This window comes from Georgenia sp. (genome assembly GCF_054605595.1).
The window spans coordinates 1-25,574 of record NZ_JBTSDU010000014.1; the positions used below are offsets into that span (position 1 = coordinate 1).

The 25,574-nt window shown below is 70.9% G+C and carries 36 protein-coding genes; 1 reads left to right on the forward strand and 35 read right to left on the reverse strand.

Annotation, left to right across the window (positions count from 1 at the left end; genetic code table 11):
- Positions 1–154: 154 nt before the first annotated feature.
- The 5 genes from ACYC1Z_RS03325 to ACYC1Z_RS03345 form a co-directional block, all read right to left on the reverse strand.
- The gene (locus ACYC1Z_RS03325) at positions 155–286 is read right to left on the reverse strand and encodes a hypothetical protein (protein ID WP_461408118.1); all 132 of its coding nucleotides are present in this window, start codon (positions 284–286) and stop codon (positions 155–157) included.
- A gap of 56 nt (positions 287–342) precedes the next feature.
- Positions 343–681, reverse strand: a complete 339-nt coding sequence (locus tag ACYC1Z_RS03330) for a hypothetical protein (protein WP_461408119.1) — start codon at positions 679–681, stop codon at positions 343–345.
- Positions 682–692: 11 nt separating this feature from the next.
- On the reverse strand, positions 693–1,124 hold the full coding sequence (locus ACYC1Z_RS03335) for a hypothetical protein (protein WP_461408120.1): 432 nt from the start codon (positions 1,122–1,124) through the stop codon (positions 693–695).
- A gap of 9 nt (positions 1,125–1,133) precedes the next feature.
- Positions 1,134–2,771 (reverse strand): hypothetical protein, encoded by a 1,638-nt coding sequence (locus ACYC1Z_RS03340; protein ID WP_461408121.1) that lies wholly within the window; start codon positions 2,769–2,771, stop codon positions 1,134–1,136.
- Positions 2,772–2,895: 124 nt separating this feature from the next.
- Positions 2,896–3,729: a hypothetical protein gene (locus ACYC1Z_RS03345; RefSeq protein ID WP_461408122.1), complete on the reverse strand. Its 834-nt coding sequence runs from the start codon at positions 3,727–3,729 to the stop codon at positions 2,896–2,898.
- 43 nt (positions 3,730–3,772) lie between these two features.
- On the opposite strand from ACYC1Z_RS03345, the gene ACYC1Z_RS03350 reads away from it, so the two are divergent.
- Positions 3,773–4,195, forward strand: a complete 423-nt coding sequence (locus tag ACYC1Z_RS03350) for a hypothetical protein (RefSeq protein WP_461408123.1) — start codon at positions 3,773–3,775, stop codon at positions 4,193–4,195.
- Here ACYC1Z_RS03350 and ACYC1Z_RS03355 read toward each other — a convergent pair.
- The 30 genes from ACYC1Z_RS03355 to ACYC1Z_RS03500 all read right to left on the reverse strand — a co-directional run bounded on the left by ACYC1Z_RS03355 (position 4,185) and on the right by ACYC1Z_RS03500 (position 25,360).
- On the reverse strand, positions 4,185–4,913 hold the full coding sequence (locus ACYC1Z_RS03355; protein ID WP_461408124.1) for a hypothetical protein: 729 nt from the start codon (positions 4,911–4,913) through the stop codon (positions 4,185–4,187). The two genes, ACYC1Z_RS03350 and ACYC1Z_RS03355, sit on opposite strands and share 11 nt — an antisense overlap.
- Positions 4,910–6,022 carry a hypothetical protein gene (locus ACYC1Z_RS03360; protein ID WP_461408125.1) on the reverse strand — a complete coding sequence of 371 codons (1,113 nt, stop codon included), beginning with the start codon at positions 6,020–6,022 and terminating at the stop codon, positions 4,910–4,912. Before ACYC1Z_RS03360 ends, ACYC1Z_RS03355 begins: the two co-directional genes overlap by 4 nt.
- Positions 6,019–6,933: a hypothetical protein gene (locus ACYC1Z_RS03365; RefSeq protein WP_461408126.1), complete on the reverse strand. Its 915-nt coding sequence runs from the start codon at positions 6,931–6,933 to the stop codon at positions 6,019–6,021. The genes ACYC1Z_RS03360 and ACYC1Z_RS03365 overlap by 4 nt, the downstream gene beginning before the upstream one ends.
- A complete protein-coding gene (locus ACYC1Z_RS03370) occupies positions 6,930–9,893 on the reverse strand; it encodes a phage tail tape measure protein (protein ID WP_461408127.1) in 2,964 nt (987 codons plus the stop codon). The genes ACYC1Z_RS03365 and ACYC1Z_RS03370 overlap by 4 nt, the downstream gene beginning before the upstream one ends.
- Before the next feature lie 22 nt (positions 9,894–9,915).
- Positions 9,916–10,212 (reverse strand): hypothetical protein, encoded by a 297-nt coding sequence (locus ACYC1Z_RS03375; RefSeq protein ID WP_461408128.1) that lies wholly within the window; start codon positions 10,210–10,212, stop codon positions 9,916–9,918.
- 26 nt (positions 10,213–10,238) lie between these two features.
- Positions 10,239–10,727 carry a hypothetical protein gene (locus ACYC1Z_RS03380; protein WP_461408129.1) on the reverse strand — a complete coding sequence of 163 codons (489 nt, stop codon included), beginning with the start codon at positions 10,725–10,727 and terminating at the stop codon, positions 10,239–10,241.
- A complete protein-coding gene (locus ACYC1Z_RS03385) occupies positions 10,727–11,209 on the reverse strand; it encodes a phage tail tube protein (protein ID WP_461408130.1) in 483 nt (160 codons plus the stop codon). Before ACYC1Z_RS03385 ends, ACYC1Z_RS03380 begins: the two co-directional genes overlap by 1 nt.
- Positions 11,206–11,451 carry a hypothetical protein gene (locus ACYC1Z_RS03390; protein ID WP_461408131.1) on the reverse strand — a complete coding sequence of 82 codons (246 nt, stop codon included), beginning with the start codon at positions 11,449–11,451 and terminating at the stop codon, positions 11,206–11,208. Before ACYC1Z_RS03390 ends, ACYC1Z_RS03385 begins: the two co-directional genes overlap by 4 nt.
- Positions 11,452–11,493: 42 nt before the next feature.
- Positions 11,494–11,931, reverse strand: a complete 438-nt coding sequence (locus ACYC1Z_RS03395; RefSeq protein ID WP_461408132.1) for an HK97 gp10 family phage protein — start codon at positions 11,929–11,931, stop codon at positions 11,494–11,496.
- On the reverse strand, positions 11,928–12,374 hold the full coding sequence (locus tag ACYC1Z_RS03400) for a hypothetical protein (protein ID WP_461408133.1): 447 nt from the start codon (positions 12,372–12,374) through the stop codon (positions 11,928–11,930). The genes ACYC1Z_RS03395 and ACYC1Z_RS03400 overlap by 4 nt, the downstream gene beginning before the upstream one ends.
- Positions 12,374–12,934, reverse strand: a complete 561-nt coding sequence (locus ACYC1Z_RS03405; RefSeq protein WP_461408134.1) for a hypothetical protein — start codon at positions 12,932–12,934, stop codon at positions 12,374–12,376. Before ACYC1Z_RS03405 ends, ACYC1Z_RS03400 begins: the two co-directional genes overlap by 1 nt.
- A gap of 6 nt (positions 12,935–12,940) precedes the next feature.
- Positions 12,941–13,267 carry a hypothetical protein gene (locus ACYC1Z_RS03410; protein WP_461408135.1) on the reverse strand — a complete coding sequence of 109 codons (327 nt, stop codon included), beginning with the start codon at positions 13,265–13,267 and terminating at the stop codon, positions 12,941–12,943.
- A gap of 82 nt (positions 13,268–13,349) precedes the next feature.
- On the reverse strand, positions 13,350–14,756 hold the full coding sequence (locus ACYC1Z_RS03415; RefSeq protein ID WP_461408136.1) for a hypothetical protein: 1,407 nt from the start codon (positions 14,754–14,756) through the stop codon (positions 13,350–13,352).
- A gap of 124 nt (positions 14,757–14,880) precedes the next feature.
- The gene (locus ACYC1Z_RS03420) at positions 14,881–15,651 is read right to left on the reverse strand and encodes an HK97 family phage prohead protease (RefSeq protein WP_461408137.1); all 771 of its coding nucleotides are present in this window, start codon (positions 15,649–15,651) and stop codon (positions 14,881–14,883) included.
- On the reverse strand, positions 15,651–16,826 hold the full coding sequence (locus tag ACYC1Z_RS03425; RefSeq protein ID WP_461408138.1) for a phage portal protein: 1,176 nt from the start codon (positions 16,824–16,826) through the stop codon (positions 15,651–15,653). The genes ACYC1Z_RS03420 and ACYC1Z_RS03425 overlap by 1 nt, the downstream gene beginning before the upstream one ends.
- Complete coding sequence (locus ACYC1Z_RS03430; protein ID WP_461408139.1) at positions 16,823–17,014, reverse strand: hypothetical protein; 192 nt, start codon at positions 17,012–17,014, stop codon at positions 16,823–16,825. Before ACYC1Z_RS03430 ends, ACYC1Z_RS03425 begins: the two co-directional genes overlap by 4 nt.
- Positions 17,015–17,026: 12 nt before the next feature.
- Entirely contained in the window at positions 17,027–18,427 is a 1,401-nt protein-coding gene (locus ACYC1Z_RS03435) for a hypothetical protein (protein WP_461408140.1), read from the reverse strand.
- A 67-nt stretch (positions 18,428–18,494) separates the two neighbouring features.
- Entirely contained in the window at positions 18,495–18,944 is a 450-nt protein-coding gene (locus tag ACYC1Z_RS03440) for a hypothetical protein (protein ID WP_461408141.1), read from the reverse strand.
- Between the two features lie 545 nt (positions 18,945–19,489).
- Positions 19,490–20,311, reverse strand: coding sequence for a hypothetical protein (locus ACYC1Z_RS03445; RefSeq protein ID WP_461408142.1), 822 nt, complete (start codon positions 20,309–20,311; stop codon positions 19,490–19,492).
- Positions 20,308–21,303: an HNH endonuclease gene (locus ACYC1Z_RS03450; RefSeq protein ID WP_461408143.1), complete on the reverse strand. Its 996-nt coding sequence runs from the start codon at positions 21,301–21,303 to the stop codon at positions 20,308–20,310. Before ACYC1Z_RS03450 ends, ACYC1Z_RS03445 begins: the two co-directional genes overlap by 4 nt.
- A 130-nt stretch (positions 21,304–21,433) precedes the next feature.
- The gene (locus ACYC1Z_RS03455; protein ID WP_461408144.1) at positions 21,434–21,871 is read right to left on the reverse strand and encodes a DUF4326 domain-containing protein; all 438 of its coding nucleotides are present in this window, start codon (positions 21,869–21,871) and stop codon (positions 21,434–21,436) included.
- Entirely contained in the window at positions 21,864–22,199 is a 336-nt protein-coding gene (locus tag ACYC1Z_RS03460; protein ID WP_461408145.1) for a hypothetical protein, read from the reverse strand. The genes ACYC1Z_RS03455 and ACYC1Z_RS03460 overlap by 8 nt, the downstream gene beginning before the upstream one ends.
- Positions 22,196–22,393 (reverse strand): hypothetical protein, encoded by a 198-nt coding sequence (locus ACYC1Z_RS03465; RefSeq protein WP_461408146.1) that lies wholly within the window; start codon positions 22,391–22,393, stop codon positions 22,196–22,198. Before ACYC1Z_RS03465 ends, ACYC1Z_RS03460 begins: the two co-directional genes overlap by 4 nt.
- On the reverse strand, positions 22,390–22,512 hold the full coding sequence (locus ACYC1Z_RS03470) for a hypothetical protein (RefSeq protein ID WP_461408147.1): 123 nt from the start codon (positions 22,510–22,512) through the stop codon (positions 22,390–22,392). Before ACYC1Z_RS03470 ends, ACYC1Z_RS03465 begins: the two co-directional genes overlap by 4 nt.
- Positions 22,509–22,721: a hypothetical protein gene (locus ACYC1Z_RS03475; RefSeq protein WP_461408148.1), complete on the reverse strand. Its 213-nt coding sequence runs from the start codon at positions 22,719–22,721 to the stop codon at positions 22,509–22,511. The genes ACYC1Z_RS03470 and ACYC1Z_RS03475 overlap by 4 nt, the downstream gene beginning before the upstream one ends.
- A 279-nt stretch (positions 22,722–23,000) precedes the next feature.
- Positions 23,001–23,234, reverse strand: a complete 234-nt coding sequence (locus tag ACYC1Z_RS03480; protein ID WP_461408149.1) for a hypothetical protein — start codon at positions 23,232–23,234, stop codon at positions 23,001–23,003.
- A complete protein-coding gene (locus ACYC1Z_RS03485) occupies positions 23,231–23,626 on the reverse strand; it encodes a RusA family crossover junction endodeoxyribonuclease (protein WP_461408150.1) in 396 nt (131 codons plus the stop codon). The genes ACYC1Z_RS03480 and ACYC1Z_RS03485 overlap by 4 nt, the downstream gene beginning before the upstream one ends.
- Positions 23,623–23,913: a hypothetical protein gene (locus ACYC1Z_RS03490; RefSeq protein ID WP_461408151.1), complete on the reverse strand. Its 291-nt coding sequence runs from the start codon at positions 23,911–23,913 to the stop codon at positions 23,623–23,625. Before ACYC1Z_RS03490 ends, ACYC1Z_RS03485 begins: the two co-directional genes overlap by 4 nt.
- Positions 23,910–24,758, reverse strand: a complete 849-nt coding sequence (locus tag ACYC1Z_RS03495; RefSeq protein WP_461408152.1) for a hypothetical protein — start codon at positions 24,756–24,758, stop codon at positions 23,910–23,912. The genes ACYC1Z_RS03490 and ACYC1Z_RS03495 overlap by 4 nt, the downstream gene beginning before the upstream one ends.
- Positions 24,755–25,360, reverse strand: coding sequence for a hypothetical protein (locus tag ACYC1Z_RS03500; protein WP_461408153.1), 606 nt, complete (start codon positions 25,358–25,360; stop codon positions 24,755–24,757). Before ACYC1Z_RS03500 ends, ACYC1Z_RS03495 begins: the two co-directional genes overlap by 4 nt.
- Positions 25,361–25,574 lie beyond the last annotated feature (214 nt).

Below are 25,574 nucleotides of genomic sequence, written 5' to 3' on the forward strand. Positions count from 1 at the left end.
GAGGGCCGGTCTCCAGTGCGGGAGCCAGCGGTCCAGTGAGCCAGGGCTCCGACCGGGGCGAAGGACGACGCGCCGCGGGTCTGCCAGCCGGGGACGGTCTCGACGGTCAGGCCGCGACCCGCGAGCGCCTTGGGCAGGTCCATGACGCGGGGCATTAGTCGTCGTCTCCGTCCGGGTCGTAGGGCTCGGTCGGCACGGCGTCATCCTCGGTGGCGTGGTCGGCCATGCGGCCGTGACGGTCGACGTCCCAGCCGAGGGTGTCGTCATCGGGAGTGGGTGTGCTCACTGGGTGCCTCCTGGGCATGAGGAAGCCCCCGACGTCGGACGGCGGGGGCGAGGTGGTCAGATGCGGGTCAGTCCCTCAGGGAACGACTCCGGAGGGGGCGGCTTTCCGGTGACGATGGCGGCACGGAGACGGTGCACGTAGTCGATGGCGAGCCGCACCTGCGCCTCAGCCTGGTCGCGGTCGCGCTCTGCGGCGTCACGCTCGGCCAGGACCCGGACGTACCCGGCCTCGAGGTCGCTGATGCGGTCGCGCTTGGCCTGCCGCTCGTCAGCCGCGACGCCGGCGCGGCGGGAGCGGTGAGCGTTGACCCACGCGATGAGGCCACCACCGGACCCGAAACCGATGCCGGCGGTGATGAGGGACTGGACGATCAGGTCGACGGTGCTGTCCGCCATGGGGGTGGCCCTCACTCTCCCGGGATGGCAGCCTCGGCGGCCCTGCGTGTCTCGTCCTCGAACGTCAGCATCGCTACCCCCCGGGCGAAGACTGACAGCGTGAGGACGAGCATGGACACCACGAGCAGGCCCCGGTCAGCGAGCGGGGCGTGCGAGAAGATCACCAGGGTGTAGACCCCGAGGGCGGTGCCGGCGACCCACGACCAGCGCAGCTCCCACCGCCACCTGCGTGTCGGGTAGGACGCCCAGCAGAGGGCGGCACCGACGATCATGGCGACCCCCGCCCCGCGTGCGGCGACGAGCTCCACGGTGGTCATGCCGGAGTCGGCAGGCCAGGTCGTGCCGATGACCCCGGCGACCACCAGGCCCAGGTATATGGCCAGGTAGAGGGCGGTGAGGACGCGCTTGGCCCACGGTGGGGCGGTGCGGAAGCGAGTAGTCATGCAAACCTCCTAGACGGCACTGACGCGCCAGTCGGTGCCGACCCGAGACGCGATGATCAGGCCACGGCCGACGACCTTGACCGTGCCCGACGCGCCGCCCTCGACCGTCTCCCCGGCGACAGCGAGGTTCACCGTGACCGTGGAGCCGTTCGTGGCCGTCGGGTGCACCAGGTGGAGCATCACGGTGTGCGCCCCCAAGGCCCGGTACTTGGCCTCGTTGTTGATCGTCACCGTCCATGGCGACGTGCCGTCTGCGGAGCCGGTCCTGGTGTAGGCGTAGACCTGCCCGGGGTTCAGCGTCCGGGTGCCCGGGTTGTTGGACGGCTCCAGCGGGCCCCGCAGAGATGGCTGCTCGTCCTGGAAGATGATGAGCTTCGGATCCTGCCGGCCCGACCCGCCGAGCCGGCCGACGAGGTTCTGGATGCCGCCGATGTTGAGGATCGGGGCGGACATCATGCCGGCGACGTAGGACCAGGAGACGAAGTCGACGAGGTTCAGCTCGAAGTAGGGCTTCGTGAAGTGGGTCTCGAGGGTGTAGTCGGCGCACGCGAACCCGATGCCGTTGCCCTGGATGACGGCGTTGTTGAACGCATGCCCGTAGAGGCTGTCCTGCTGGATGCCGATGCCGGCGTTGGAGAAGATGTCCAGCGCCCCCCACGAGCCGACCCCGTTGTCGCCGAACTTGGCGATGTTCAGACCTCCGCCGATGATGATCGTCATCTCCGCCGCGTTGCCGTTGCCGAGGTCCAGCATGAGGACCTCGACGGTGGTGGCGGTCAGTGACCGGACCTTGTACGCGAGCCCGTTCACCAAGACGAAATAGGTCGCGAGCGGGGTGAGGTACTCCGCCGGGACCGGCGTCGCCAGCGTCAGGGTGGAGTAGCCCGTGATCGAGGTCGTCACGTTGGCCGTCGCAGCCGTCTGGGTGGCGGTGGTGACGTGCCGGGCACCTGATGCCGTGGCACGGAACTTGCGCACCTGGACCATGTTGTTGTTCCCCGAGGGGTCGAACTGCATGCCCCAGATCCGGGCCGACTGGACTTCGAGCGTGCCGAACGTGGAGCGCCCCCAGGAGCGTGCCCGGATCCCGTAGAGGGCCAGCTGTGCGGCGTTGACCGTGACGTCCGCGTCCTGGGCGTATACCTTGGCGCCGATGTCGAGGACGACCGGCTGGTTCAGCGTGCGCGCCTTCAGGGTGATCACCCCGGTCAGCGTGATGGGGGCGGTGATGTAGACGGGATCGACCGCGCACACCACCCCCCGAGGGCAGTACAACGGCTTCGACTCAGCGATCGCCAGGTCCATGGCCGCCTGCACGGCGGCGGTGTCGTCGGCGACACCGTCGCCCACGACGTACCGGCCGAGGTCGACCACCTGCTCACCGTGACGCACGTACCGGCCATCGGCGGCGGTCTCAGTGAGAATGTCCAGGCCCGCCGCGGCGGCCTCCACCGCGGCCGGAGCTGCGGCAGTCACCGCGTCCGGGGCGAGCGCGTCGACCGCCGCCTGCGCCTCGGCCGTGACGTTCGCCGCCGCGTCCACCGCCTCGACGCTGATCACCGGGATGGGGTCCAGCCCGCTGAAAGACAGATACCCGCGCGAGACGGGGGCGGTGAAACCCGGGTAGACGCCGCGGGCGTTCGACACCACCGGACGCGAGGTCGCCACGGCAGGCCCATCCGGGGTCGCTGTGAGGCGACCGACCGCACCGACCGCAGGCATGAGCGAGACATAGTCCAGGGCCAACCCCGGCTGGAACGTGAACTCCACGTCAGACCCCCGCGATCCAGGTCAGGCCGGCGATAGAGAACGACGTGTTCGTGTTGACCGCCTGCCCACCTACCTTGAACGTGCGGACCTGGATGGCCCCGGCGGGAGTGATCTGCCCCTGGAACACCGCATCGACGGAGGACACCACCGACACGAGCATCGTCTGCTGCGGACGGAAACCCTCCGGGATGGTGCCGATGGTGACGTAGGTGCTCGTGATCGTCGGTGAGGCGGTGGGACCGAGCGCACCGCCGTTCGTGACCCGCCCGTCCCCACCACGCTCGACGATCAGTGCGCCCGCGTACCCGGCCGCGGGCGTCACCGTGGCGGTCACACCGGGACGCTTGCCCGTCCTGGTGATGGTCGCCCCCAGCGTGTCCGGCGCCCCCGCCGGCACCACCGCCCGGTTGAGCTCTACAGCACCAGCCGGGATCGCAGGCACCTGCGGTGTCCCCGAAGCCGGCCCCTGCGTCACACCCACCAGCGGGGCCGAGTCCGCGTCCGTCACGGCGTCCTTGTGCATCACCCAGATCACATCGATACGGGACCCCGTCTGGGGGGCCGGGTCCGTCGGGACGAGGAGCGGGCCATCATTCGCACCGAGAGAGACTCCACCCTCGGCGTGCTCGACCGCGTAGTGCCCCGCGCCCACGCTGTACTGCCAGCCGGTCGTCCCCGACGCCACCATGCCATCGATCACCCCCGCCGACGGCACCAGGCCCGCGAGCGCCTTCCGCGCCTCCAGCGCGGTCGTCCCCCGCGGGGCCGGCTGCCCGGTCCCCGGGTCGACGCCAGTCATGTCCGGGTGCACGAAAAGCGGGTAGATCAGAGCCATCAGTCTCTCCTCAAGTGTGGTATTGGACTGCTACCGTCTGGGCATGGAGAAGAAGTCGTTGCTCGCAGGCGTCGGTGGCACCGTCGCGGCCGGTGTGCTCGTGTTCGGGGGGATCCTCATCGCCAACGGCGCCGAGGACGACACCCCGACGCCGGAGCCGACCCCCACCACGGAGCCCGTGGTCGTGCCCACCGTCGAGCCGGTACCGACCGTGGAGCCGACACCCGAGGCGGCCGCGGTCCCCGCACCCGAGCCCGAGCCTGTGATCGAGGAGGCCCCCGTGGTCGAGACCCCCGCCCCCCAGCCCGCACCCGCAGTCCCCGAGTCGGCGCCGGTGACCGCCCCCCAGCCCACCCAGAACTTCACCCCGCAGCCGGGTGTTGTCTATGGGACGCCGGAGAACCCCCACCCGATCCCCGACATGTCGGGCGCCGCCCCTGGGAGCGATCCTCTGCCTAGCGAGTGAAGATCGCGAAGGCACAGACGGTCGCCCCGTTGCTGGGCGCAGCGGGGATCGTGACGTAGTCCGCCACCGCGATGATGCGGGCCGTGATTACCTGGCCACCCACCAGGTCTGCGTAGCGGTGCTGGTGGTTGACCGTCAGCACCGCCGAGCCGTTGCTGTTCGGGAGCGGCGCCAGTAGTTGACGGCCCCACGTGCTGCCCTGCGTCGGGTGGTCGACGTACACGCGGGAGCGCAGGTAGGACATGGTGGCCGTCGAGTTCAGTGCGTAGATCGTTCCGATCACCACGACCAGGGCGCCGGTATAGCCCGCCGGCACCGTGAGCTGCATCGAGGCGATGTTGAACTCGCCCGGCCCTTGCGGCACCGAGAACCCGTCGTTGGACCCGTCACCCTCGGCGAAGGAGACCGGGGACGCGAGCGCGTCGTTGTCGATGATCCCCGCGGGCAGGGACAGGGTGCCGGTGATGGCGGCGTTGCCACCGATCTCGGTGTCCCCGGAGAACGTCGCGGCGCCGGTGACGTCGAGGTCACCCGCCACGCCGAGGGACGAGTCGACCCGAAGACCCTCCTCCGTCGCATGGATACCAGCCGCACGCAGCTGGGCCGCGCCGCGGAGCTCGTTGAGGTCGGCCTGCATCTTGTTGAGCCGGTTGATCAGCCACTGCAGCCCGGTGTTGTCGGCCGGGCGGCCACCCTTCCACCCCGCGCTGTCGGTCACCGGTGCTCCTTCGTGGGCAGTAGAGCCAGGTCGACGAACTCGTCGTCAGCGTCACCCGAGACCTTCCCGAGCCGGGCACGGTACGACCCTCCGCGCAGGTAGACGTGATCCTCTGGGATCTCGATGGCGGCCCAGTCACCGGGCCGGTACTCACCAAGCCTCGGGTCCTCGTCGGCGGCGACACGCAGCTTCCACGTCGTCCACGGCACCGACCCCTGATCGACGCTCGCCCGGGAGTGCGCGTCCAAAGTGGACTGCTTGAGGACTGTGGAGCGGTTCACGACGGACTCGAGCAGCGGGTAACCCCGGTCGAGCTGGGCGGTGTCGGTGGCGACGCCGATGAGAGTTGCCGTCTCGAATCCGTCTCCGATGGTCAGGGCACGGTTCACGCGGGCGGTACCGTCCACGCTCGCGGTGACGTTCCCGACGGATCCGCGCACCGCCGACGTGTCCCACTGATGGTCGGCACCGGTCTGATGCAGCAGCGGGTCCGCCGCAGTGCCGGTCCGCATGACCCACTCGACCGCCTGGCGGTCCGAGGTTAGGCGCGGCTCGAACGCCAGGTCCGGGCCACCCTCCACCTCGACCAGCTGGGAGAGCCGCTGCCCCACCTGGGCCACCTCATACCCTGGGTAGGTCCGCTCGTGAATCCCGGTCTCGTCCGCCGGGAAGACGACGGGCAGGGACCCGCCGGCGTGCTTGAGGGCCTCCTGCACGAGCCTCTTGGCGATGGTGCCGAGGGAGAGCCCGGACCACGCCTGCTGACCCTGACGGACCTCCCCGACTACGGGGATCACCAGGCGGTGGTCCCACAGCGACCATAGGCCGAGCCCCTTGACTGCGAGATTCCCGTCGGTGTCGAGGTCGTGCGTCCAGATCGGGCCGGCCTCGATCACCCGGTCACCGACCTGCACGCCCAAGAAGCAGCGGGTGGTCTCCAAGGTGGCGAGGAGGTCACGCCGGTCCGCCTTGCCCAGGTCCCACAGCGGGACCTTCGCCGAGACGTCCCCGGCAGAGTTGAGCACCTGCGACCACGGCCCCGACGACGCCGGCACGGTAGCCAGGATCCGGCCCGTGCGCAGCTCGCCGGCGATGTACTCCACCCTCACCAGAACGCCCCTCCCGAGTGCCCAGTCGCGCACGCGTCCGGGTGATACGGGCCGGCCGAGGTGAACACCCACTCCGACGTGCCGCCGGGCGGGATCGGCGTCCACTCCCGGCGCACCATCAGCCCAGACCGGGACACCCCGCCGGAGTCCCCCGGGGAGCGGAGCCGGACACGGCTCGTCGCCTGGTCCACCTCGAGCCACATGCCCGCCGGCACGTCACTCGCGAACTCCAGACGCCGCCCCGTGCGGACCTCCTGCAGCGCGAACCCCAACGGCAGGGGACCGGCCACCTCGAAGGACGGGTACAGCTCGGCGGTACCCTCGTTCGACAGCAGCAGCCGCCCAGCGGTGCCGGGCGCCCCGAAGTCAAGGTGCCCAAGCACGCCGACGTCGCCGTCGGTGAACAGCGGCACCCGTAGCCCGCCGGCCTGCGCCGGTAGCCCCGTCGAGACTGGCCGCGCGGGGAGGTACCGCAGCGGATCAGGCGCGACCCACTCCGCCGCCCAACCGAACGCCCCCGACGCCCAGTGCTGGACCGTGGGCTTGAACCGCCTGAGGCGCGCCTGGGCGGTAAGCGTGCGCCCAGCGAAGCCGATCGCCAGCGTCTCCAGCTCACCGCGCCCAGAGGGCAGCGCAAGGGACGCCCGGAGGCGCGCGAGGAGCCCATCGCGGTCACGCTCGGACACCGCCCACCCCGTCACGACGACGCGGCGCGGACCCGCCCACACAGGGGCGTCAAACGCGCCGTGCGCTGCCGGCCTGTTGGCGAGATCCTGGCTGGTATCCGGGATCTCCTCCCAGCCCTCGAGCGACTCCAGCCACAACTCCTCCGACCCCTCTGTGGAGCCTCGTACCGCCAGGTCGCGCCAGAACAAGACAGTGCCGCCGCTCTCCGCCCACACCACGGTCACGGCGCCACCTTCCCCATCAGCTTCCAGGCCAGATCCGCAGCGACCTCTTCGGGGCCACCACGGAGCACCTCGACCTTCTCCGCAGCGAAGAGTGCCCCGAAGGTCGGCCCCGGCGACGGCGTGGGCCCACCCGCTGCGCCCAGCACTGCGCCGCCTGCGTAGTGGCCGACGTACTGCGACGGGATGTACGCACCACCGAGGCGGGCCGCGATCTCGCCCATGATCTCCTCGGACCTGGGCCGCTTCGACCGCGCCAGAGGCACATACCCCTCACCCTCGGTCTCGTCCTCCGCCCACACCCGCCACGCGCCGGCCGGGGCGATCTGCGCGACGTGGTTCTCACGGACCCCACCCGAGCCGTAGAACTCCACCACGCCGCCGTCAGCCTGCCGACGGGCACCCGCGAGCGCCTGCCCCGTGTACCGGGCCGCGTCCGCACCCTGACCACGGGTGCCGCCTGCACCGATCACCCGCTCGAAGACGTCGATCGTCGCCTGCGCGATCGTCTTGCCGTCGTAAAGCAGCCGGAGATCCTCGATCTGCTGCTTCGCGGCCGCGACACCCGCGACCGTGATGGCCGTCGTCACGTTCGCCGGGATCAGGCCGAGCTGGTCCGCGAGTGCGTTCGCGGCCTCGGTCTCGATGCCGGCCGCCTCTGCGGCGTTGATGAACTCCGCCCGGGCGGAGGCCATGGTGGCCTCGAGCTGCTCGTGCTCGGCGCCGTTGGCGGCCATCGCCCCGATCAGGTCCCAGGTCGAGGAGGCGATGTTGTCCAGGGCTGCCTGGTTCGCTCGCCCCTTCTCGGTGGTGATGTCGAGGGTGGCTCCGTTGGTCTCCAGGGTGCCGTTGAAGGAGTCGTAAGCCTCCTCCAGCGCGCGCTGCGCCTCACGCTCGGACAGGACTACCCCGGTGAGCTCGGAGAGGGTGGCGAGGTACTCGCCGAGGGCCTCAGTCGCCGTGTCCGCGGCACCGGTGACCTCACCGAGGACGTCCGACTGTGCGTCGATGAGCGGGTTCGTCGCCGCGTACTCGTCTGCGAGGTCGCCCTGCTGGTTCGTGGCGGCGGCGTCGATGTCCTTCTTGGCGCCCGCGATCTCCGCGGCGTCCTCTAGACGGGCGGACTGGTCGTCGAGGTTGCGGATGAACCGGTCCGACTGGGAGTCCGAGGCCAGCGACCAGTCACGGTTCGCCTCAGCCCATGCCTCGGCCTTGGCCTTGGCCTCGTCTATCGCGGCAGGCTGGCCCTCGTAGGCCTTGGTGAGCGTCTCGATCGAGATGCCCATCTCCTTCGCGGCCTCGGCCATCGACTGCGTGTTCCGGATCCCGAAGCTCTGGTCCTTCGTCAGCTCGGACTGGATCCACGCCGTGGAATTCTCGGTCAGGGCACCCGTCTGGCCGTCGAGGGTCTCAGCGAGGGCCTGGACCTTCTGCACCGCCTCACCCTGAGCCTTCGCCCACAGGGCGACACCGATGGTCGCACCCGCGAGCGCGATGCCCCAGGGACCGGTGAGGACCGAGGCGGTACCGCCCATGATCTTCCCGAGACGGGAGGAGCCACCGTGGAGGGCGTCGACGGTCTTGCGGAACTCGACGAGCTTGGGCACGGCGATGAGCGCCCCACCGCCGAGGAGACCGACGGCGGTGGCGGCGGTGCCGAGCCCGGTGACCCAGGTCTGCACCGAGTCCGGCAGCGACCCGAACCCGGTGGCCATGGCGCCGACGGCCTCCGTCGCGGACGCGACCGCGGGGAGGAAGTTGCCGCCGATGTCGATGGCCGCGTCGTTGATCTGGTTCCGGGCGATCTGCAAGCGGGCCTCGGTCGTCTGATACCGCTTGTTCGCCTCGTCCGTGAGGGCGGTGTTCTCTGCCCACGCCTCGCTCTGCAGGTCGAGGGCGTCCGTCACCAGGTCGGTGTTGGCCTTGAGCTGCAGCAGGATGCGCTGCTCCTCGGAGGACTTGAACCCGATGTCGGAGAGGGTGGTCACGACGTTGCCGCCGGACGCCTCGACGCCGTTGAGCCCCTCCGTGAAGAGCGCGAGCGCACGGACCGGGTCCTCCCGGAACGCCGCAGCGAAGTCCGAGGCGGACATGCCGGCGATCTTCGCGAAGTCGCCGAGCTTGTCACCGCCGGTCTGGACCACCGAGTACAGGTCCTGCATCACCCGGGACGCGACACCGCCACCGAGCTCGGCGGTGACACCCATGGACGACAGCGCCGAGGACAGGGCGAGGACCTCACCCTCGGTGGCACCGACGAGCTTGCCGGCACCGGCCATCCGCTGAGCCATGGTGACGATGTCGCGCTCCGTCGACGCGCCGTCGTTACCGAGGGCGACCAGGGTCGAGCCCAGACGAGAGACGTCATCGGCGGACGTGCCCATGATGTTCGACAGCTGCGCCAGCGCGGTCGCGGCCTCGTCGGCCGACAGGTTCGTCGTCTCCCCGAGGGCGACCATCGTCCGCGTGAACGCGGCGACGTTCTCCCGCTTCACACCGAGCTGACCGGCGGCCTCCGCGACCGCCGCGATCTCCCCGTGCGTCGCCGGCAGCGAGCGCGCCAGGGACCGCAGTTGGCCCTCTAGGAGGTTCATCTCCTCGGTGGTGCCGTCGACCGTCTTGGTGACCCCAGCCCAGTCGGACTCCCAGTCGATCGCGGCCTTCGCCGTCAGGGCGAACCCCGCCGCCGCCGCCAGCGACAGACCCATGACGACCCGGCCGGTCGCCTCCATCGCCTGCCGCTGCCGGGCGTTGACCCGCTCGATGACCGCGGCCTTCTCCGCCTCCGCCGCAGCCATCTCCCGGGCCGCCTGCGTGTGCAGGCCCGCCATCTGGCGGGTCTTCTGCTCCTGGCGGTCCAGCTCACGCTCGAGGACCTTCGCGGACTGCTCCGCGGACTTGAAGCCACGCCCGTCGAAACTGGAGGTGATGCCGACGTTGAGGTTACGGTCCTTGGCGGCCACCGGTCACCTCCCTGGGCGTCAGTCAGTGGGCGTTGGCGGCGGCCTCACGGCGGCACCTGTCACAGGTGGCGGCCGTGCCGTGGGCGATGCGCACGTGGGAGCCGTTGATCTTCGACGCGTCCTTGCGGGCGTGCTCCAGGGCCACACACCCCGGGCAGACGTCGATGTGGGAGTGCACCCCGCCGTCGTCGGGGTGGAACCCGCACGAGGAGCACCGGCGGGACTCGTGCCCCTGCCAGGCGAGGGCGGCGTCCTGATCTTCCTGAGGCCAGGACAGGAACGTGCTGAGCGCGAGGCCGCGCGGACCGCAGTAGCCCATCCGGGCCCGGAACAGCGGGTCCGCGCTCAGCCTTTTGAGACGGCTGCCGACGGCACCGAGTAGTTCAGCTCGACGAACAGCAGCTGGTAGAGCGCGTCCCACTCACCCGGTGACCACGCCCCCGTCGCCCGGTCGAGCTGGCCCGCCCACCACTCCTCGTCCTGCAGGTCCTCCTCGACCGCGCACGCGGCCGCGAGCGCGGGCAGAAACCTCGCCCGGTCGACGGAGCCGTCGGGGAGAGTGTGCGCGGCCATGAGGGCCTCGAAGTCCTCCGGGGCCAGCGCGGTGAAGGCGACGTCGACGAAGCACGCCTCAGCGGCCTGCTGTGCGGCGGTGACCTCCGCGCGGCGGGCCTCCCGGTCCGCCTCGTCCACGTCAGCCCCGCTGATGAGCGCGGCGGAGAGGGCCAAGCGAGCGGCGGCGACGCGCGCGTTCGCCTCGGCCGGGTCAGAGACCTGGACGGGGTACGACGCGCGCCGCCGCTGCTTCGCCGCGAGCTTCTCGCGAAGACCCATCAGACGGTCGGGATCGGGTAGTCGACCGCCGGCACACCGGTGATCGTGAAGCCCACGACGAGCTGCATGGCCTGGTCACCGACGGAGCGGACCTTGCCCACCGAGCTCACCGAGACCGGGAAGCAGTCGGCGAGCTTGCCCGCATCGTCGCCGCCGTCGGCCCACTCGACGTACCCGTCGAGGTCCTCGGAGAGGACCTGACGGACGTCCTCACCGTTGATGTCGGCCCAGAACGTGATCGAGGAGTCCGAGGCGGTCTTGCGGCCCTTGATCGACTTGGTGAACCGGTTGTCGAGGTCCGGGGTTCCGATCGACGCGGAGGTGGTGTCCCAGCCGGAGATGTCGGCGATGTCGATCAGGAGGGTGCCGGCGGTCCGCTCCACCAACGTCGGGATGTGCGTCAGGGCGGCGACGGTGGGGATGAAGCGGACCTTGGTGATGCCCGGCGCGAAGTAGCGGGACGCGGGGGTCAGGACGGTCATGGTGTCTCCTCGGTGCTGGTAGTGGAGTGGTCACGACCCCCGGTGGAGTCGTTTCCCGCAGCCGGGACGGTCGCGGGAGTCGTGGCGGCCCGACGGCGGGAGCGCGGGCGTGGTGCGGGGAGGGGAGGCTCCTCGGCGGGCTCGTCGACGACGAGCACCCAGCCAGACCGGAGCCAGAACGGCAGCACCTTCTCGGGCACGTCCGCGACGCCTTCGACTCCGTCGTGGGTGATCTTCGGCATGACGACCAGCCCCCTTCCTGGGGGTCGAGACGGGCAAGGGGGTCAGAGGCCCAGCTTGGAGAGGACCTCGTCGACGGTCGCGCGGATGGCCGTGAACGCCTCGCCCTCGTTCGACTCGAGCGAAGGCACCAGATACGGGCGCGACTGCTGCTTGAACCAGTACTCGCGGTCACCGAAGAGCGGGTGACGGAACCACTGGATGATGATCCCCTCGTAGGCGCGGGCGTGCGGCGCCTTGGTCTTGTCGACCTGGATGAACACACCGGGCCGGTTGTGCGAGAACGACACCCGCAGGTGCATCGCCGCGGGGATCCTCGACGACCAGGCCGCGTTCTTCTCGGCCGTGGCCTGGACGCGGGCACCGACCTTCCGCAGCGACGGCCGCAGCTCCTTACGCAGGTTCGGGGGGACCTTGAGCATGTCCCGCCGCAGCTGGAGCACCTGCCCGCCGGCGTCGATCCGGACCATGGGCGTGCTCACAGCAGGCACGCCCCCTCGACCGTGAAGACGACCGTCATCGACGCCCCGTCTGGGGCCTGCAGCGGCAGCCACTCGGCCTCGCCGGACAGGCCCGCCATGTCCCACACACCGTCGGCGACGTGCCGGTCCCGCAGTGCCGCGTCGAACTTCGCGAGCTCCTCACCGCACCGGGCCCGCAGCACCGCCATGTCGATCGACCCGGATGCGACGGTGAGCAGGCACCGCACGGTGAAGTTCTCCCGCAGCGACGGCGCCCCGAACCCCGGCTGCCGCTCCCACGTCGTGGAGTAGCCGGGCCGGTCGACCGAGTCGGTGAACCCGATGACGATCGCCTCGTCCATCAGCTCCCCGACGTGCGGGCCGTCGATCACCTGCAGGCCCGTGGCGTCCACCGCGACCTGCCGCAGAAGATCCACCACCGCCGGGATACGCGTCACAGGCATCAGGCAAACCCCCCGCCCACCGCGTAGGCGGCGAGCAGCTCAGCCGCCCGCCGCGGGATCGCGAACCCCGCCAGCGACGCCTCGATCTGCTGCGCGTCGATCCCACCCCGCGGGCCCGCCGGGGACCCCCGGTGCACACCGAACAGGTGGGACGCGATGATCTTCACCGCCTGACGGATCGACGCCTCCGCCGCCGCCGGCGGCGTCACCGTCACCGTCCAGGTGCCCGCGAGCGCACGCGGGACGGTCACGATGCCCGCCTCGAGGTCGACGTCAAGGTCCCCGGTCGCCAGGACGCTTCCGTCCGGGGCCGTCACGGAGACGACCGCCTCGAGGTGCGTGGTCGGCAGGACGAGGTACCGCGAGGAGGAGCGCACCCGCATGACGTGGTCGCCGCCCGTGAGGGAGACGTACACCTTGCTGTCGACGTTCTCGATCGCGGCGTTCAGCGCCTCGTTGACGTGGACGTCCTCGGTCGTGGAGTCCGGGGCGAGCTTTTGGAACGCCTTCTGCTCGGCCAGGGTCACGAACCGGGTGTCCTCGGGTGCGGGCTCACTCATGGCAGGTCAGGCCTGCTCGGTCTTCTCGACCTGGGCCTTGGCGGAGCCGCGGCCGCGCGGCTTGGCCGGCTCCTCAGCCTCGGCGGGCTTCTCGCCCTCCGGGTCGGCGGGCTTCTCGCCCTCGGCGGGCTTCTCGCCCTCCGGGTCGGCGGGGTCGTCGTCGAGGGCGCCGTAGAGGGCGAGCTGGGCGTCGACCTCGGCGACGCGGTCCTCCAGACCACGGACGACGTAGCCCTGGCGCTCGGCCTGCAGCGCGGGCACGATGTCGGCCCGGTTGGCCTGCAGCGCGGCCGCGCGGGCCTCGGCGGCGGTCTTGCGGTCCTGCTCGGTCATCGGTCTCTCCGTTCTTGGTGCGGGGCGTGTGGTGGTGGTCCGCCCGCCAGCCGTGCGGCGTAGCGGGTGGACCACGTCACGGTCAGAAGACCGGGGCGACCAGACCGGTGCCGGTGATCTGCTGGTGGACGGCCTTCGGCGTGCCCTGCGCGTCGACCACGCGGTCGAAGACGGCGGCGAAGTAGCCGTAGACGACCAGGTCGATCAGGAGCTTCTTGGCCTGGTTCTGCTCGGCGCGGATCAGCACCGGCGCCGAGGGGTCCTCCCACAGGTGCGCCTCCTGGCGGGCGACGACCACCGCGACGTCCTCGTTGGTGCCGGTGCCGAGGTTCGCCGGGAGGTTGTTGTCCGTGACGACCGGGCCGCCGTCGGGCAGGAACCCGCGCACACCGGCCGCGTAGCCGTTGTCCAGGCTGGTGCCGCCCACCAGGGCGGGGACCGACACGGCCTGGATGAACGGGTGCTCGGTGGTGTGCTGGTTCTTCAGCCACGCCCACCGCCGCCCGCGCATGAGGGTGAAGACGTCGTCCTCGTCGAGGTCGAGGAGCACGTCCTCCTGGGCCGCCTTCGCGCCGACGATCTTGCTGTACAGCTCCTTCGCGGTCGGGGCCGCCGACGTGTACGTGACCGCGTTCGCCACCGCCAGCAGCCCCCACGTGGCGGAGTTGATGAGCATCGAGTCGAGGTCGGAGTCGTAGGCCCGGAACAGGTCCTCGGTCACGACGTCGAGCGTGCCCTCGGAGCGCTCCACCGACTGACGGGAGATGCTCTGCGACCCGGCCGCGGTGCGGACCTTCCGCGAGATCATCTCGTCGTCGTACTCGGCCTCGGTGACGAGGTCGCCCTCGGCGGCCTGCTCCCCGACCGCGGTCTTCGCGATCTGGCGGGGGATCTCCACCGTCATCCCCGAGGCGGGGAGGGTGTGCTTGCGCATCTGGTCGGCGAGCTTGCGACCCGGGCGACCCTTCTTGGCGTACAGGTCGAGCAGGTACTGCGGGACGACGAGGCCGGGGGCGCCGCCGGTCGTGATCGCGCGGGCGAGCTTGTCGCCGCGCTCGACCTTCTCCTCCTGCATGTGCCGGGCGAGGCGCTCACGCGCCTCCCGGTTGCCGAGGAAGTCCGCGGCGACGTCCCGGAGGAACGTGTCACCGGTGGGGTCGGTCTCGCGGGCGTAGGTGCGCGGCTCCTGCCCGACGCGGGCGTGCTGCTCGCGCTGGTCGACGGGGGCGGGGGTGCCGGTCGTGGTGGCCTGCAGGCGGGCCACGGCCTCGTCCTGCGTGCGCTCCTTCTCGAGGTCCTCGAGCTTGGTCTGCAACTCGCGGATCTCGGCGTCGACGTCGCCCTTCTTGGAGCGGAGCTCCTCGACGGCGGTCTCGTCGACGGACTCGGCGCCACGCAGCTCCTCGAGCTTGGTGGCGTAGTCGTTGCGGACGTTGATCCGGGCGTTGATCTGCTCCCGGACCTTCCGGATCAGCTCGTCGAGCTTCATCGGACTCTCCTTCTCTGCCCTGACGGGCAACGGGGGTGGGGTGAAGGTCCCGACAGCGACAGGCGGTGCCCGGCCAGTCCGAAGAGCAGCAGGTCCTACGCGACGTGCAGGGTGGGGGTCGAGCTCAGACGAGCTCGAGCAGCCGGACGTCGTCGAGAGAGACGAGGTCACGGCCACGCTTGGTGGGCGCCGGCGGCTCCAGCCGCGAGCGCAGGGTGGCCAGGGCGGCCCGGGCGGTCTCCTCGTCGAGGGACCGCACGATCTCCAGCGCGTCCTGCGAGCGCAGGCCGGAGCCGGTGGTGAAGGGGTTCGCGCCGTAGCCGACGATCGCGACGTCGCCGCGGTGGATGTCGAACTGCTCGATGCGGTACTCGGTGCAGTCCGGGGACCACTGACCACGCTCGATCCGGAACATGAACGACATCTCGTCGATCAAGCCGGCGCGGAGCTTGGGGACGATGTAGGCGACGTCGTGGTCGGCCGGGTCGAGCGCCGGAGCGTCGACGCGGAGGCCGTGGTCGTCCTCGGTGAGGGACAGCGAGCCGTTCGTGGTCCGGGCGATCCGGCGGAGGCTCGCGTGCTGCAGCACGAGCGGGACGTCGAGGTCGGCGCGGGCGAGGGTCTTCGCGCCGGCGCCAGCGGAGACGATCTCCATGTAGGGGCCGTAGAAGTCCCACATCTCGTAGCCGCGCTCGTAGACGGTGGCGTACCCGTCGAAGTGCAGCAGGCCAGAATCGCCCTCTGCGGCCCGCACGTGGACGTCCTGGGCCCGGGCAGCCACCCACGGTCCCGAGGACGCCTCACGGGCGCACCGACGCTGCGAGGGGCGGTCTGCGCGGGCAGCGACGGCCTGCGAGCGTGCGTTCGCCGCGGTGGCGAGGATCTCTTCGTCCATCAGGACATACCTCCGTCGGTCTGGGCCTGGTTGGGGGTCCGTGCCCCGAAGAGGCGGTCGAACTGCTTGTAGTCGGCCTCGGCGAGGGGAGCCAGGTCCTCGAGCGCGCGCGCCTCGTCGGGGGTGAGGGTGCGGGCGGCGATGCGAGCCTTGAACAGCTCGGCGCGGGACTTCTCGTCCATGGCGAGCACCGCGGCCCGGTTGAGCTTGACGTAGCGGTCACCGTGGGCGAGGCGGGAGAGCGAGTCCTCGCGGCGTTTGATCGGAGCGCCGAGGTTCATCGTCAGCAGCTGCAGGTTGCGCTGGGTGACGTTGGCGTAGTTGATCGTGGCCGAGTCGACCGCGACGTCGATCATGTCGCCGGGCACACCCATGAACCGGCAGAGGTCCTGGTCGGTGTACTTCATCTGCTCGAGGAAGGACGACTCGGCCGCGTTGGCGGCGATCGGGTCGTAGGTCCAGTCCTTGCCCGTGACGAAGACATCCCCGTTCTGGACCGCGGCCTTGAACCGCCGCTTGTGGATGCCCGCCTCGGTGGGGTCGATCTTCTTCTCCTCGTTCTTGAGGATGGCACCGGGGACGGCACCGTTGACGAACCAGTCGATCGCGAACTGCTGGGCGTTGATCCCACCGGACAGCGTCATCGCGGCGTAGGTGATCGGGGAGAGCCCGATCGGCAGGCCTGCCACGGTGAACTGCCGCTCGTGCCAGACGTAGCGGGAGTCCGTGACCTCGCCGGCGATGCGGTACTCGACGATGCGGCCGCCCTTGATGCGGACGACGACATCCTCGGTGGCGACGAGGTCGATCTGCGCGGGCAGTCCGAAGGAGTCGGTCTTACGGATCACGCCGAAGTTGTTGCCGGCCCGGTCCAGGCTCATCTGCCCCGAGTACATCCACTCCCCGAAGGGCATCGGGTGCCCGTCAGCGATCTCCGAGGGCTCGACGAGGACCTGGGGCTTGGCGACCTCAACCGCCAGGCCGGCGGCGCCGGACTGGCGGAAGACGTCGACGGGCATCAGCGAGACGAGGTCGGCGCGAAGCCGCGTCGCCGCCCACACCACGGATTGCTGCATGGCGGCGTCCTTCGAGACGCTCACGCCCCCCGTCCGGGAGGCCGTGCGCTCGTTGAGCACCTCGGACGCCGACGAGGCGCGCTGACGGAACAGACTCACCGCTGCCCCCGCTTCCGTCGCGCCATCCAGGACTGCCACCGGTCAGCAACCCACGAGGACAGCAGCAGGCCGCCGCCGGCGACCGTGAGCGCACCGGCCGTCGACCACTGGCCGACCCACACCGCCGCGCCAGCGACGACGAGGAGCATCCCCAGGAGGTCCAGCACGGTCGTGATGAGGTCGCGCACGCTGGCCTCCGTTCACATCGTCGATTCGAGGGTGTCGTAGTCGTCGCCGAGTTGCTCACGGAGCACGTGCCGGGCGAGCGTGACCGTGTAGAGCGGGGTGATGTCTTTGAGGGACCGTCCCCGCACCCACATGAAGCCGCCCTCGCCGGCGCCCACGTTCCGCTTCGCCGCCGCCTGAAGCGACGGGTCGAGGTCCTCAGGGTCAGGCAGATGGACGAACTGGCCGTCGAGGACGTCGTCGAACAGGGCACCGCAGGCGTCGACCTTCTCCCGAGAGGAGAGCCGCCGAACCTCGAAGCCCTCGTCCTCCAGATCCCGGCCCAGCGACGAGGCCGACCCGGCGCCGTCGAGGACCACAAGGTTGCCGCCGAACATCGCGCGCAGCTTGACCATCGCGTCGACGACCCAGCTCGTGCCGAGCTCGTGCTTGATGACCTCACCGAAGATGCGGCCGCGGCCGACCGAGCGGGCCGCGAGCCCGATCGAGGACCACTCACGGTCCGGGGCGGTATCGACCGACCAGACCGGGGTGCCGTCCCACGTCTCCTCGTCCTCACCGAGCGTGGTCGCCTCCCACGGGCCCGCCGGGATGACCTGGTGCACAGCCTCAGCCCTGGGCCACCAGCCGTTGTAGGCGCGGTTGAACTCGTCCGCGTCGAGGCTCTCGTTCTCGGCTGCGAGGTCGGATAGGTCGATGGTGTGCCCCACCGCCGGGTGGTTGCCCTCCCAGGTCTTCGGGTCGTTCGGGTCGGCGGTCTCCGGTGCGGAGTACTCGACGTAGCAGGTCCGCGACTCCGTCAGCTTGATCGGGTCGTGGGCGAGTGCCTCGATACGCGCCCGGCCCGCCTCGACCTTGGACCACAGGAAGTGCGACTCAGAGTTGCCAGCCGCCGACGTGATCCACTTCTGCGCGCCCTTGACCGTGATCATCGTCGGCGAGACGCCCTGATCGATCCGAGCATCGACGTGCGCGAACGCTTCGTCGATGTGCGCCTCGGGGATCGTCTCGCCGTGCGCGCCGGACTTCTTGGTCGGCGCGTCGATGAAGATCTCCGCGCCCGACTTCCACCGGACCACCTCAGACCCGTTCGACCAGCGCGGCCGGCCCAGGAACTGCGCCAGCGGCGAGCGCGAGAGCGGCTCGTAGAAGTCCTTCTGCAGCCGCCTCAGCGACTTGTTCCGGTCCTGGGCGGTGTAGAGCACAGGCCGGGTGTCCGTGAGGCACCGGTGAGCGACCTTGCCCCGCGAGAGCGACGTCTTGCCAGCCTGCCGAGGAACGATGAGAACGATGTTGCGGAACCAGTACAAGCCCGTCGCCGGGTCGATCTCGCACGCGACGTCCAGGACGTCCTTCTGCCACGGCATCGCATCGCCGCCGGACTTCCAGATCTCCTCGTCCGACGCCCGCAACACCTTCGCGACCTTCGGGCCCAGCGTCTCCCGTGTCGGGTGCCGAGGAGTCGCGAACCGGGGCTGAGCCTCAGTCCGCATTACCGAGGTCCGCGAGGAACGCGGCCGCGCCCTCGGCGGCGCCGGCACCCCCGCTCACGGCGCGGAGCCGCTGGAGCACCTCGAGCGTGCGCAGCTGCACGGGCGACACCAGGTCGAGCCGGTCAAGCGTCGGCAGCTGGTCGAGGAGCCGGGCATTGAAGACCGCGAGCGCCGAGAGAGTGCCCTTCCACGGAGGCTCACCGACGAGCGCCGCGAGGTCCTGACGCAGGGCGAGCTCGATGACGCCGGCGGGGGCGTCCGGGTTGAGGGCCGGCGGCGCGGCGAGCGGCTCGAGCGGCACCGTCGGCGTCTCCGCCTTCGGCTGCTTGCCCTTCGCCCTCCAGGCGGCGACCGACTCACGGTGCCCCTTGCGGCAGACCTCGCACCGGCACCCGCGGCGGTACCCCGGCTGACCGTGGTTCGTGACCTCGCGAGCCATCGGGACCACCTCCTGTGGGGCGCCACCTGGGGCAGGTCGTGGGGAGAGAAAAAGGAAGCGGGCGCGGGTCGACCGCCCCGCCCGCCCAAAAAACCGGCAGGCCTCTGACCTGCGGGTATGCACCTCAGACGGGCCAGGCGCGCGACCGAGGACGCTCCGGCTTCGGGTCCCGGCGACCGCTGTTGCACCCGTGATGAGCGGGTCGCAGGTTCGCCGGGTCAGTCGGGTGACCGCCACGGTGCAGGGGCACGATGTGATCGAGGCTCGGACCCAGCGGGTGACTGTGCCGCAGCCCGAACACAATGACCCGGCTCGGCGCCTTGCACTCGGGGATCTCGCACAACGAACCCGGCGGGCACAGCTCCCTGACCAGCCGGCGCCAGGTCCGACCGCCGCGGCCGCGGCGAGGGTCCCACTCGCTGAGCGTCACGGGCTGCTCACCGCCTCCGGACATGACGAAGGCCCAGCCGTTGGGCGGCTGGGCCTTGGTCGATGGAGACACTTCTCCCGTTGGCACGCACTGTACCTGTGGATATCTCCCTCTGTCACCTGCCCGTGGCTTGCGGCGTGTCGTGAGCGACGGCCCGTGCCGTGACGTCGCCGTCGACTGCGAGGAGCTGCTTCGCCAGCCAGTCCCACTCACGCTCGGGCCAGGCCGGCTGCTCGCCGATCCACGTACCCACGCTCGACGACGGCGGGGTGCAGTTCGTGCCGTGGCAGACGACGACCGGCCCATCATCTGCACCGGCCCGGCCGGACCGTGACGCCGTGCTCGTGACCGCTGGCGCGTGCACGACGAGTGTCCGATCACCGCCCGTCGGGCGCTTCTCGGAGCGGCCCGTGCACCAGGGGCACAGGGCGTCGAGGACCTGGCCGTCGACGATCTCGCCGAGCATGGTCGCCACCTTGCGCACGACCGGCCTGAGCAGGTCGTCAGCCCACGGCACGGTCCGGTCGTCGGCTTCCTGGGCTGCGGTGAGCCAGGCCCGCGCGGTGCGGAGGTACGGGCGTGGGTCCTCGTACACCGACTCGACGTGCACCGGCCGTTCGACGCCGGCGGTCTGCGTGATCGTGGCCACGAGATCCTCAGTCGTCGAGACGACGACGGCGAGGGTGTCGAGCATGTCGAGGTCGACAGGGGCGGGCTGCCTCGCGGCGCCGGGGACCCAGCCGGGCTTGCCGCGCTCGAGCATGTCGAGCGCGTCGTCGATGGCCGCCTGCTTGACCGCCTCAGCGGAACGACGACGGCGTGACGATGGGAGCACGCGACGGGAACCGGGGATGACCCCGGTGGTGACGAGCTCCGGCCACGTCTGCTCGAGGTAGTCCAGCTGATCGTCCACGCGGCGGGTCTGGTCAGACGTCATCGGGTGTGGTCCTCTCGGGAGAGCGGGGTCTGAGGCTGAGGGCTGGTCTTGGGCTTGCCACCGCGGCGACCACGACGACGACGAGGCTGGACGAGGGTGTGGTCTTCACCGACACGGCCAGACCCCGGTGGTCCAGTAACGACCAGACCCAGACCCGTCCCGACCCGTCCCGACCCGGGCAGATTCATCTCGTCGGTGCCGGGTGCCGATACTTCGGCCGAAACCTGGCGCACACTCTGCTGCGGTGCGGTGCCTGCTCCTGGCGCTGCGGCGGGTCGCACACGCTGGGGTGCGGGGTCCGTCGCTGCTGCCGTCGCTGGTCGCTCGTCGCGCGTGAGGTTCGCCTGGGTGGGGTAGCCGTTCTTGGTCAGGTAGTCGGCGGTCGTCTTGCCGTACTGCGGGGCCGCTGGTGCGTCTCTGAGGGGGTGGTCGTCGTCCCACTGTGGGTTGTCCTGCCGGGCACCGTTACAGCCCTTGCAGGCCACCACGAGGGTGGTCACGGTGCCCGCCTGGCCGGGGTGGCGGTGGTCGAGAGTGCCCGTCCGGTTCGTGGTCTGGCCGCGCCACTGGACCCCGACGCCGCAGTAGCGGCAGTTGTCTCCGTCGCGTCGCAGCACCGGCGCCCTGAGCTTCGGGTCGCGGGTGTCCTTGCGCTGCTGGCGTTCCCACTCGACCTCCTTGCGGAGGCGGATGTGGATGAACTCGGGGTCCTCGATGAGCTTGTACCCGTCCATGCCGTTGACCTTGACCTTCGACAGCAGGCCGGTCTTGATCGCCAGGCGTGCAAGCTCGTCCGTGCGTGACCCACCGAGCATCCACGCCGTGCCGGCGTCGATGACGTAGTCCGTCATGTGCGCGGCCGACTGGAACGCGCACCGGAACAGCCACCCCGCGACCTCGTTGACCGTGCGCTCGTCGGCGCCGCGGCCGCCGGCCACCTGCATCAGGCGCGGGTAGGTGGCGGCGTTGTCGCCGGTGCGAGTCCATGGCATCGAGACGGTCTCCTGGTCTGCGTGGGATGGCTGCGAGCGCCATGGTGGTCAGTGGGTCAGTCGGAGCAGCGGCATTCGCCGGTCTGCTGGTTGATGACTCCTCCGCAGGAGTCGCACCGGATGGGCTGGTTCACGGCTTCACCCCCCTCGGACGCGAGAGCACGCGCGGGTCGATGCCCGCGAGCGCGGTGGTGGTCTTCGGGGTCGCCTCGGGTTCGTCGTGGCGGTGGGCGAAGGTGGTGGAGTTGGCGACGATGAGGAGGACGGAGGCGTGGCAGGGCTGGTCGGGCTTGCACCAGCAGGCGAGGTCTCGGCCGCGGAGGTCGTTGAGGTGGTCGAGCATCCAGGTGTGCCGGTCTCGTTCGTAGAGGACGAGGGTGGGGCGGAGGTAGAGCCACCTGGTGAAGAGCTGGACGGCGTGGAGGTTGTTGCGGACGTCGCCCCAGCCGAGGCCGTTGGGCTTGCCGACGGCGAAGGGGTTGCCCCACTTGCCGGGCCGGGCGACGTTGACCGCGCCGGGAGGGATGCGGTAGCCCTTGCGGCGGGAGAGCTGGAGGCGCTCAGGCATCGCGCGCCTCCGTCTTCGTAGCCGCGCAGCCGACGACGGCGCAGCGGTACCGCCTGCGGCTGTCGGCGAGGTCGGTCTCCTCCCGCCACAGGTGGGGCTGCCGTGCCGTCGCGCGCTCAGCCGCGAGCGCGTCGTAGACCGGGGTGTCGCCGGCACCGATCGGGCTGGCGTCGATGCTCAGGGTCTTCGCGATCGACAGTGGCTCGGGAGTCTCGATGTTGGCGTAGGTGAACGTGATGCGGGCTGCGTCGCCCACGATGCCGAGGACGAGTCGCCCAGGGATGCCGTAGTCGTTGGCGAGATGGATGAGGTCGGTGCGGAGTGTCATCGGGTCTCCTTGGTGAGGTTGAGGCGGGTCTCGAGGAGCCGGTCCATCTCCTCGGTCGCGATCTCGACGGCGAGGTGCCGGCCCTCGAGGCGTGCGCGGCGGGCCCGGGCCGCGAGCGCGGCCAGGGCGGTGTCGACCTGGGCGATACCGAGCGAGGCCGGCGGGGGCGCGGGTTTGGGGGTGTCGGTGCTCACTGGTCCTCCTCCGGGTCGATGCGCTTGTTGTGGCCCTTGGCGAGGTGGGACTCGACGAGGGACGGGACGACGTGGTGCTCGCAGCAGATGGGGCACCAGTGCGGGTCCGGTTCGCTCATCGGTGCTCCTGGGCTGGTGGGTGGGTGAGGTGGTGGGCGACGGCGGTCAGCCAGCCCTGCGGGTCCGTGGCCGGTGCCATCGCCCGCACCTGGGCGGCGACCGCCGCGGCCGGGTCCTCGGGGGTGTGGTCGGGGATGCCGTACCGCAGGCGGGTCGCGGGCTCGTTGGTGCCGGCGGCCCGGGCGTTGTCCAGGACCAGGCGGGCCACGAGAGGGCACCTCGCGGCGCACGGCGGGGCGCTCACGGGTCGGCCTGGGAGGTGTTCAGGGCGGCCCCCAGACGGGGACCCCCCGCACCCACCGTCACGGCACTCACGACGACCAGCTCCGTCCCGTGTGCACGTCCGTGTGATCGACGTCAGGGCCGTGGCCCCAGGGGTGGGTGCACTCCGCGACCTGCCTGCACCACTGGTCGAAACGCGGGTCACCGCACAGGGGGCCGGGCGGGGTGGTGTCGTGGAGGAGGGCACGCATCGCGTCAAGGTCGCTCACCGCCGCTCACCCCATCCCTCTTCGGCGCCGAGCGTGCGGGCGTAGGCGTCCCCGGACGTGTTGTGACGAGGCCGGCTCCCGCCGCCACGCGCCCAGGCCGTCCGCTCTGCCCGGTCATCGATGAGGGCCTTGCGTGCCCGCTCACGACGGGCAGGCGTCTCCGCGGGGTCAGCGGCGATCCGTTCGAGCGCGGCTACCGCCTTCTCGTACCTGGCGTAGTCGCCGCTCATGGGGTCTTCTCCTCGTCGATCTCGGACAGGACCAGGCGGATCGTCCGCCGACCCTTCGTGACCCCGCCGTAGCGGTGGTCCGGGCCGATCACGTGCTCACGGTCGTCATCCGCCCAGCACCCGTAGTCCGTCAGCCCGTCGATGAGGGCCTTCGTCGTCGGGGCGGCGTTGTTCGGGTCCTGGGTGCCGCCGCGCGGGTAGGTGATGTACGCGGTCACCCGCACGACATCGAGGCCCTTGACGAGGCGCTGCTCCCGGGCCTTGGCCGCAGCCAGCCAGCGCAGGCTCTTCGTGAGCTCGTGCCGGGTCCGCCAGTGCGGGCGGTGGTTGGCGTTCATCCACCACGCCTCGGGGATCTCCACGACCAGCTCGAACGATGGTGGGACGGTCACGACTCCTCACCACCGTCGACGCCGAGCAGGGGGACAAGGCGACCGCGCCACACACCGAGCGGGACCGGCACGTCGAGCGCCTTCTCCCACGCCTCCTCACGGATCCCGTGGTCCAACGCCCGGGAGAACCGGCACTCCCGCAGGTCGATGCCCGAGTCGCGGCACCGCTGCGAGTGCAAGATGTAGACGGTCTGCTCGGCCGCCACGGCGCGGCCGTAGTGCGCCGCCCGATGGCGGGCCACACCGACGATCTGTTCGATCTGCTCACTGGGCACGAGGTCGGTCACGGCTCCTCACCGCCATCGACGTCGTCGTCGACGTCCTCCACCTCGACCCCGGCGGGCGGCTCCTGCTCACCCAGGGACGCGAGGTGCGCGAGGATCTCGTCCGCGAGCGCGTCACCGACGGCGGTGCCGGTGCGGGAGCGGCGCACGTACTCGGCGATGCCGTCGAGGCTGCGGCGCCAGCCGGCGCGCCACGTCTCGGGCAGGTCGGGGTCGGCGTCTGCCGGGTCACGGTCGGGGTCGATGGACGGGCGGGCCGGCATGGCCACGGCGGCGAAGTCGGGGCCGACGAGGACGAGGAACGCGGGGGACTTGTGGCCGCGGAGCTCGAGGTAGGCGGGGTAGACGTAGGTCTTCGCGGCGGTGACGAGCTTGGCCGCGTGGCGGGGGCCGAGGCCCACGTCCTGGCCGTCGATGTTGAGGGGTGAGCGGAGGCGGGCCACGATCAGGGGCCGCAGGTCCGGCAGGGACGAGTCCCATACCTGGACGGTGAGGGCCTGGCCCTCGAAGAGGCCGCCGGCGTCGGTGAACGTGGCCTCCTGGCCGTGCCGGTCGATGTGGACCGACGCCATCTCCCACTGGTTCTTGTCGATCGGCATCTTGAACACCGCGAGAACCTTGTCGACGTCCTGCACGGCCAGGTCGATCGGGTCCGCCACGTCGTCGAGACGCTCGGTGATGGGGACCTGCGCGACCGCGGCCGTGTACCGGTCCGTCGCCATCACGTGCAGGTGCTCGCCCGGGAGGAGGCGCACGACGCCGAGGACGTCGTCGCCACTGTCCGCGTGGACCTTCACCGACAGGAGGGCCTGCCGCAGCTTGAACAGCGGCACCACGAACCCGCTCATGGCGCCACCGTCCAGACCGGGAACGCCCCGGGGGTGGACGCGGTGTGCGGGGCGCCCGTCGCCGGGTCGGCGAGGGTGAAGTGCGCGGTCTCGTCGAGGTGGCCGTACCCGAAGATCCCGCCGTCCTCGGCCTCGACGTGATCGGCGTCGAGCCGCAGCTTGAAGTCGGCGACAGCCACCGGCTCCGGTGCCGGGGCGGGGGCTGCGGGCGCGGGCTCGGCCGCGAACGCGGGGGCGGCGGGGTGGGTGTCGATGGCGTCGGTGAAGGTCTGGTCGACGAGCTCGGCGGCGACCGGGCCGAGGAGGGCGCGCACGTCGATGAGCACGGTCGCGCGGATGCTGGCGATCCGGTCGTCGTGCATGGCGGTGACGGTCGCGAGCTCGACGGCCGTGTCGGTCAGGTGCGCGGTGAGGACCCGGGCACGCCGCTCCGCGGCCTCCGCCCGGGTGAGCGCGGCGGTGAGGGCGACGCGGCGGTCCTGCGAGCGGGCCGCGAGCGCGACGACGGCGTAGATCGGCGTCGCGGCCACCTGGACCAGGGCAGCCAAGACGTGCCCGGCGAGGGTCCGGCGTGGTCGGGGTGGGCGGGTTGGGGTCAGCATGGTGGCTCCTCTGGGTGACCGTCAGCGAGCGCGTAGGCGAGCGCCTCCGCGTGGGTGGGGAACTTGCGGCACACCTGCTGGCAGGTGCCGGCGTCGTGAGGGGAGACGGTCGCCCACCACGCGGGGAAGAGGTGCGAGCGCCTGCGCCACACGCGCCACCGCCGCCGGGGCCTCATGACCAACTCCTTCCGGTGTGGGTGTCGGTGTGGTCGAC

Bases quoted from the DNA above. Each gene is read 5' to 3' on its own strand.
- ACYC1Z_RS03330 (WP_461408119.1), bottom strand. From the start codon at position 681: ATGGCGGACAGCACCGTCGACCTGATCGTCCAGTCCCTCATCACCGCC.
- ACYC1Z_RS03335 (WP_461408120.1), bottom strand. From the start codon at position 1,124: ATGACTACTCGCTTCCGCACCGCCCCACCGTGGGCCAAGCGCGTCCTC.
- ACYC1Z_RS03345 (WP_461408122.1), bottom strand. From the start codon at position 3,729: ATGGCTCTGATCTACCCGCTTTTCGTGCACCCGGACATGACTGGCGTC.
- ACYC1Z_RS03350 (WP_461408123.1), top strand. From the start codon at position 3,773: ATGGAGAAGAAGTCGTTGCTCGCAGGCGTCGGTGGCACCGTCGCGGCC.
- ACYC1Z_RS03375 (WP_461408128.1), bottom strand. From the start codon at position 10,212: ATGGGCTACTGCGGTCCGCGCGGCCTCGCGCTCAGCACGTTCCTGTCC.
- ACYC1Z_RS03380 (WP_461408129.1), bottom strand. From the start codon at position 10,727: ATGGGTCTTCGCGAGAAGCTCGCGGCGAAGCAGCGGCGGCGCGCGTCG.
- ACYC1Z_RS03385 (WP_461408130.1), bottom strand. From the start codon at position 11,209: ATGACCGTCCTGACCCCCGCGTCCCGCTACTTCGCGCCGGGCATCACC.
- ACYC1Z_RS03390 (WP_461408131.1), bottom strand. From the start codon at position 11,451: ATGCCGAAGATCACCCACGACGGAGTCGAAGGCGTCGCGGACGTGCCC.
- ACYC1Z_RS03400 (WP_461408133.1), bottom strand. From the start codon at position 12,374: ATGCCTGTGACGCGTATCCCGGCGGTGGTGGATCTTCTGCGGCAGGTC.
- ACYC1Z_RS03405 (WP_461408134.1), bottom strand. From the start codon at position 12,934: ATGAGTGAGCCCGCACCCGAGGACACCCGGTTCGTGACCCTGGCCGAG.
- ACYC1Z_RS03410 (WP_461408135.1), bottom strand. From the start codon at position 13,267: ATGACCGAGCAGGACCGCAAGACCGCCGCCGAGGCCCGCGCGGCCGCG.
- ACYC1Z_RS03415 (WP_461408136.1), bottom strand. From the start codon at position 14,756: ATGAAGCTCGACGAGCTGATCCGGAAGGTCCGGGAGCAGATCAACGCC.
- ACYC1Z_RS03420 (WP_461408137.1), bottom strand. From the start codon at position 15,651: ATGGACGAAGAGATCCTCGCCACCGCGGCGAACGCACGCTCGCAGGCC.
- ACYC1Z_RS03440 (WP_461408141.1), bottom strand. From the start codon at position 18,944: ATGGCTCGCGAGGTCACGAACCACGGTCAGCCGGGGTACCGCCGCGGG.
- ACYC1Z_RS03445 (WP_461408142.1), bottom strand. From the start codon at position 20,311: ATGACGTCTGACCAGACCCGCCGCGTGGACGATCAGCTGGACTACCTC.
- ACYC1Z_RS03450 (WP_461408143.1), bottom strand. From the start codon at position 21,303: ATGCCATGGACTCGCACCGGCGACAACGCCGCCACCTACCCGCGCCTG.
- ACYC1Z_RS03455 (WP_461408144.1), bottom strand. From the start codon at position 21,871: ATGCCTGAGCGCCTCCAGCTCTCCCGCCGCAAGGGCTACCGCATCCCT.
- ACYC1Z_RS03460 (WP_461408145.1), bottom strand. From the start codon at position 22,199: ATGACACTCCGCACCGACCTCATCCATCTCGCCAACGACTACGGCATC.
- ACYC1Z_RS03470 (WP_461408147.1), bottom strand. From the start codon at position 22,512: ATGAGCGAACCGGACCCGCACTGGTGCCCCATCTGCTGCGAGCACCAC.
- ACYC1Z_RS03480 (WP_461408149.1), bottom strand. From the start codon at position 23,234: ATGAGCGGCGACTACGCCAGGTACGAGAAGGCGGTAGCCGCGCTCGAA.
- ACYC1Z_RS03495 (WP_461408152.1), bottom strand. From the start codon at position 24,758: ATGAGCGGGTTCGTGGTGCCGCTGTTCAAGCTGCGGCAGGCCCTCCTG.
- ACYC1Z_RS03500 (WP_461408153.1), bottom strand. From the start codon at position 25,360: ATGCTGACCCCAACCCGCCCACCCCGACCACGCCGGACCCTCGCCGGG.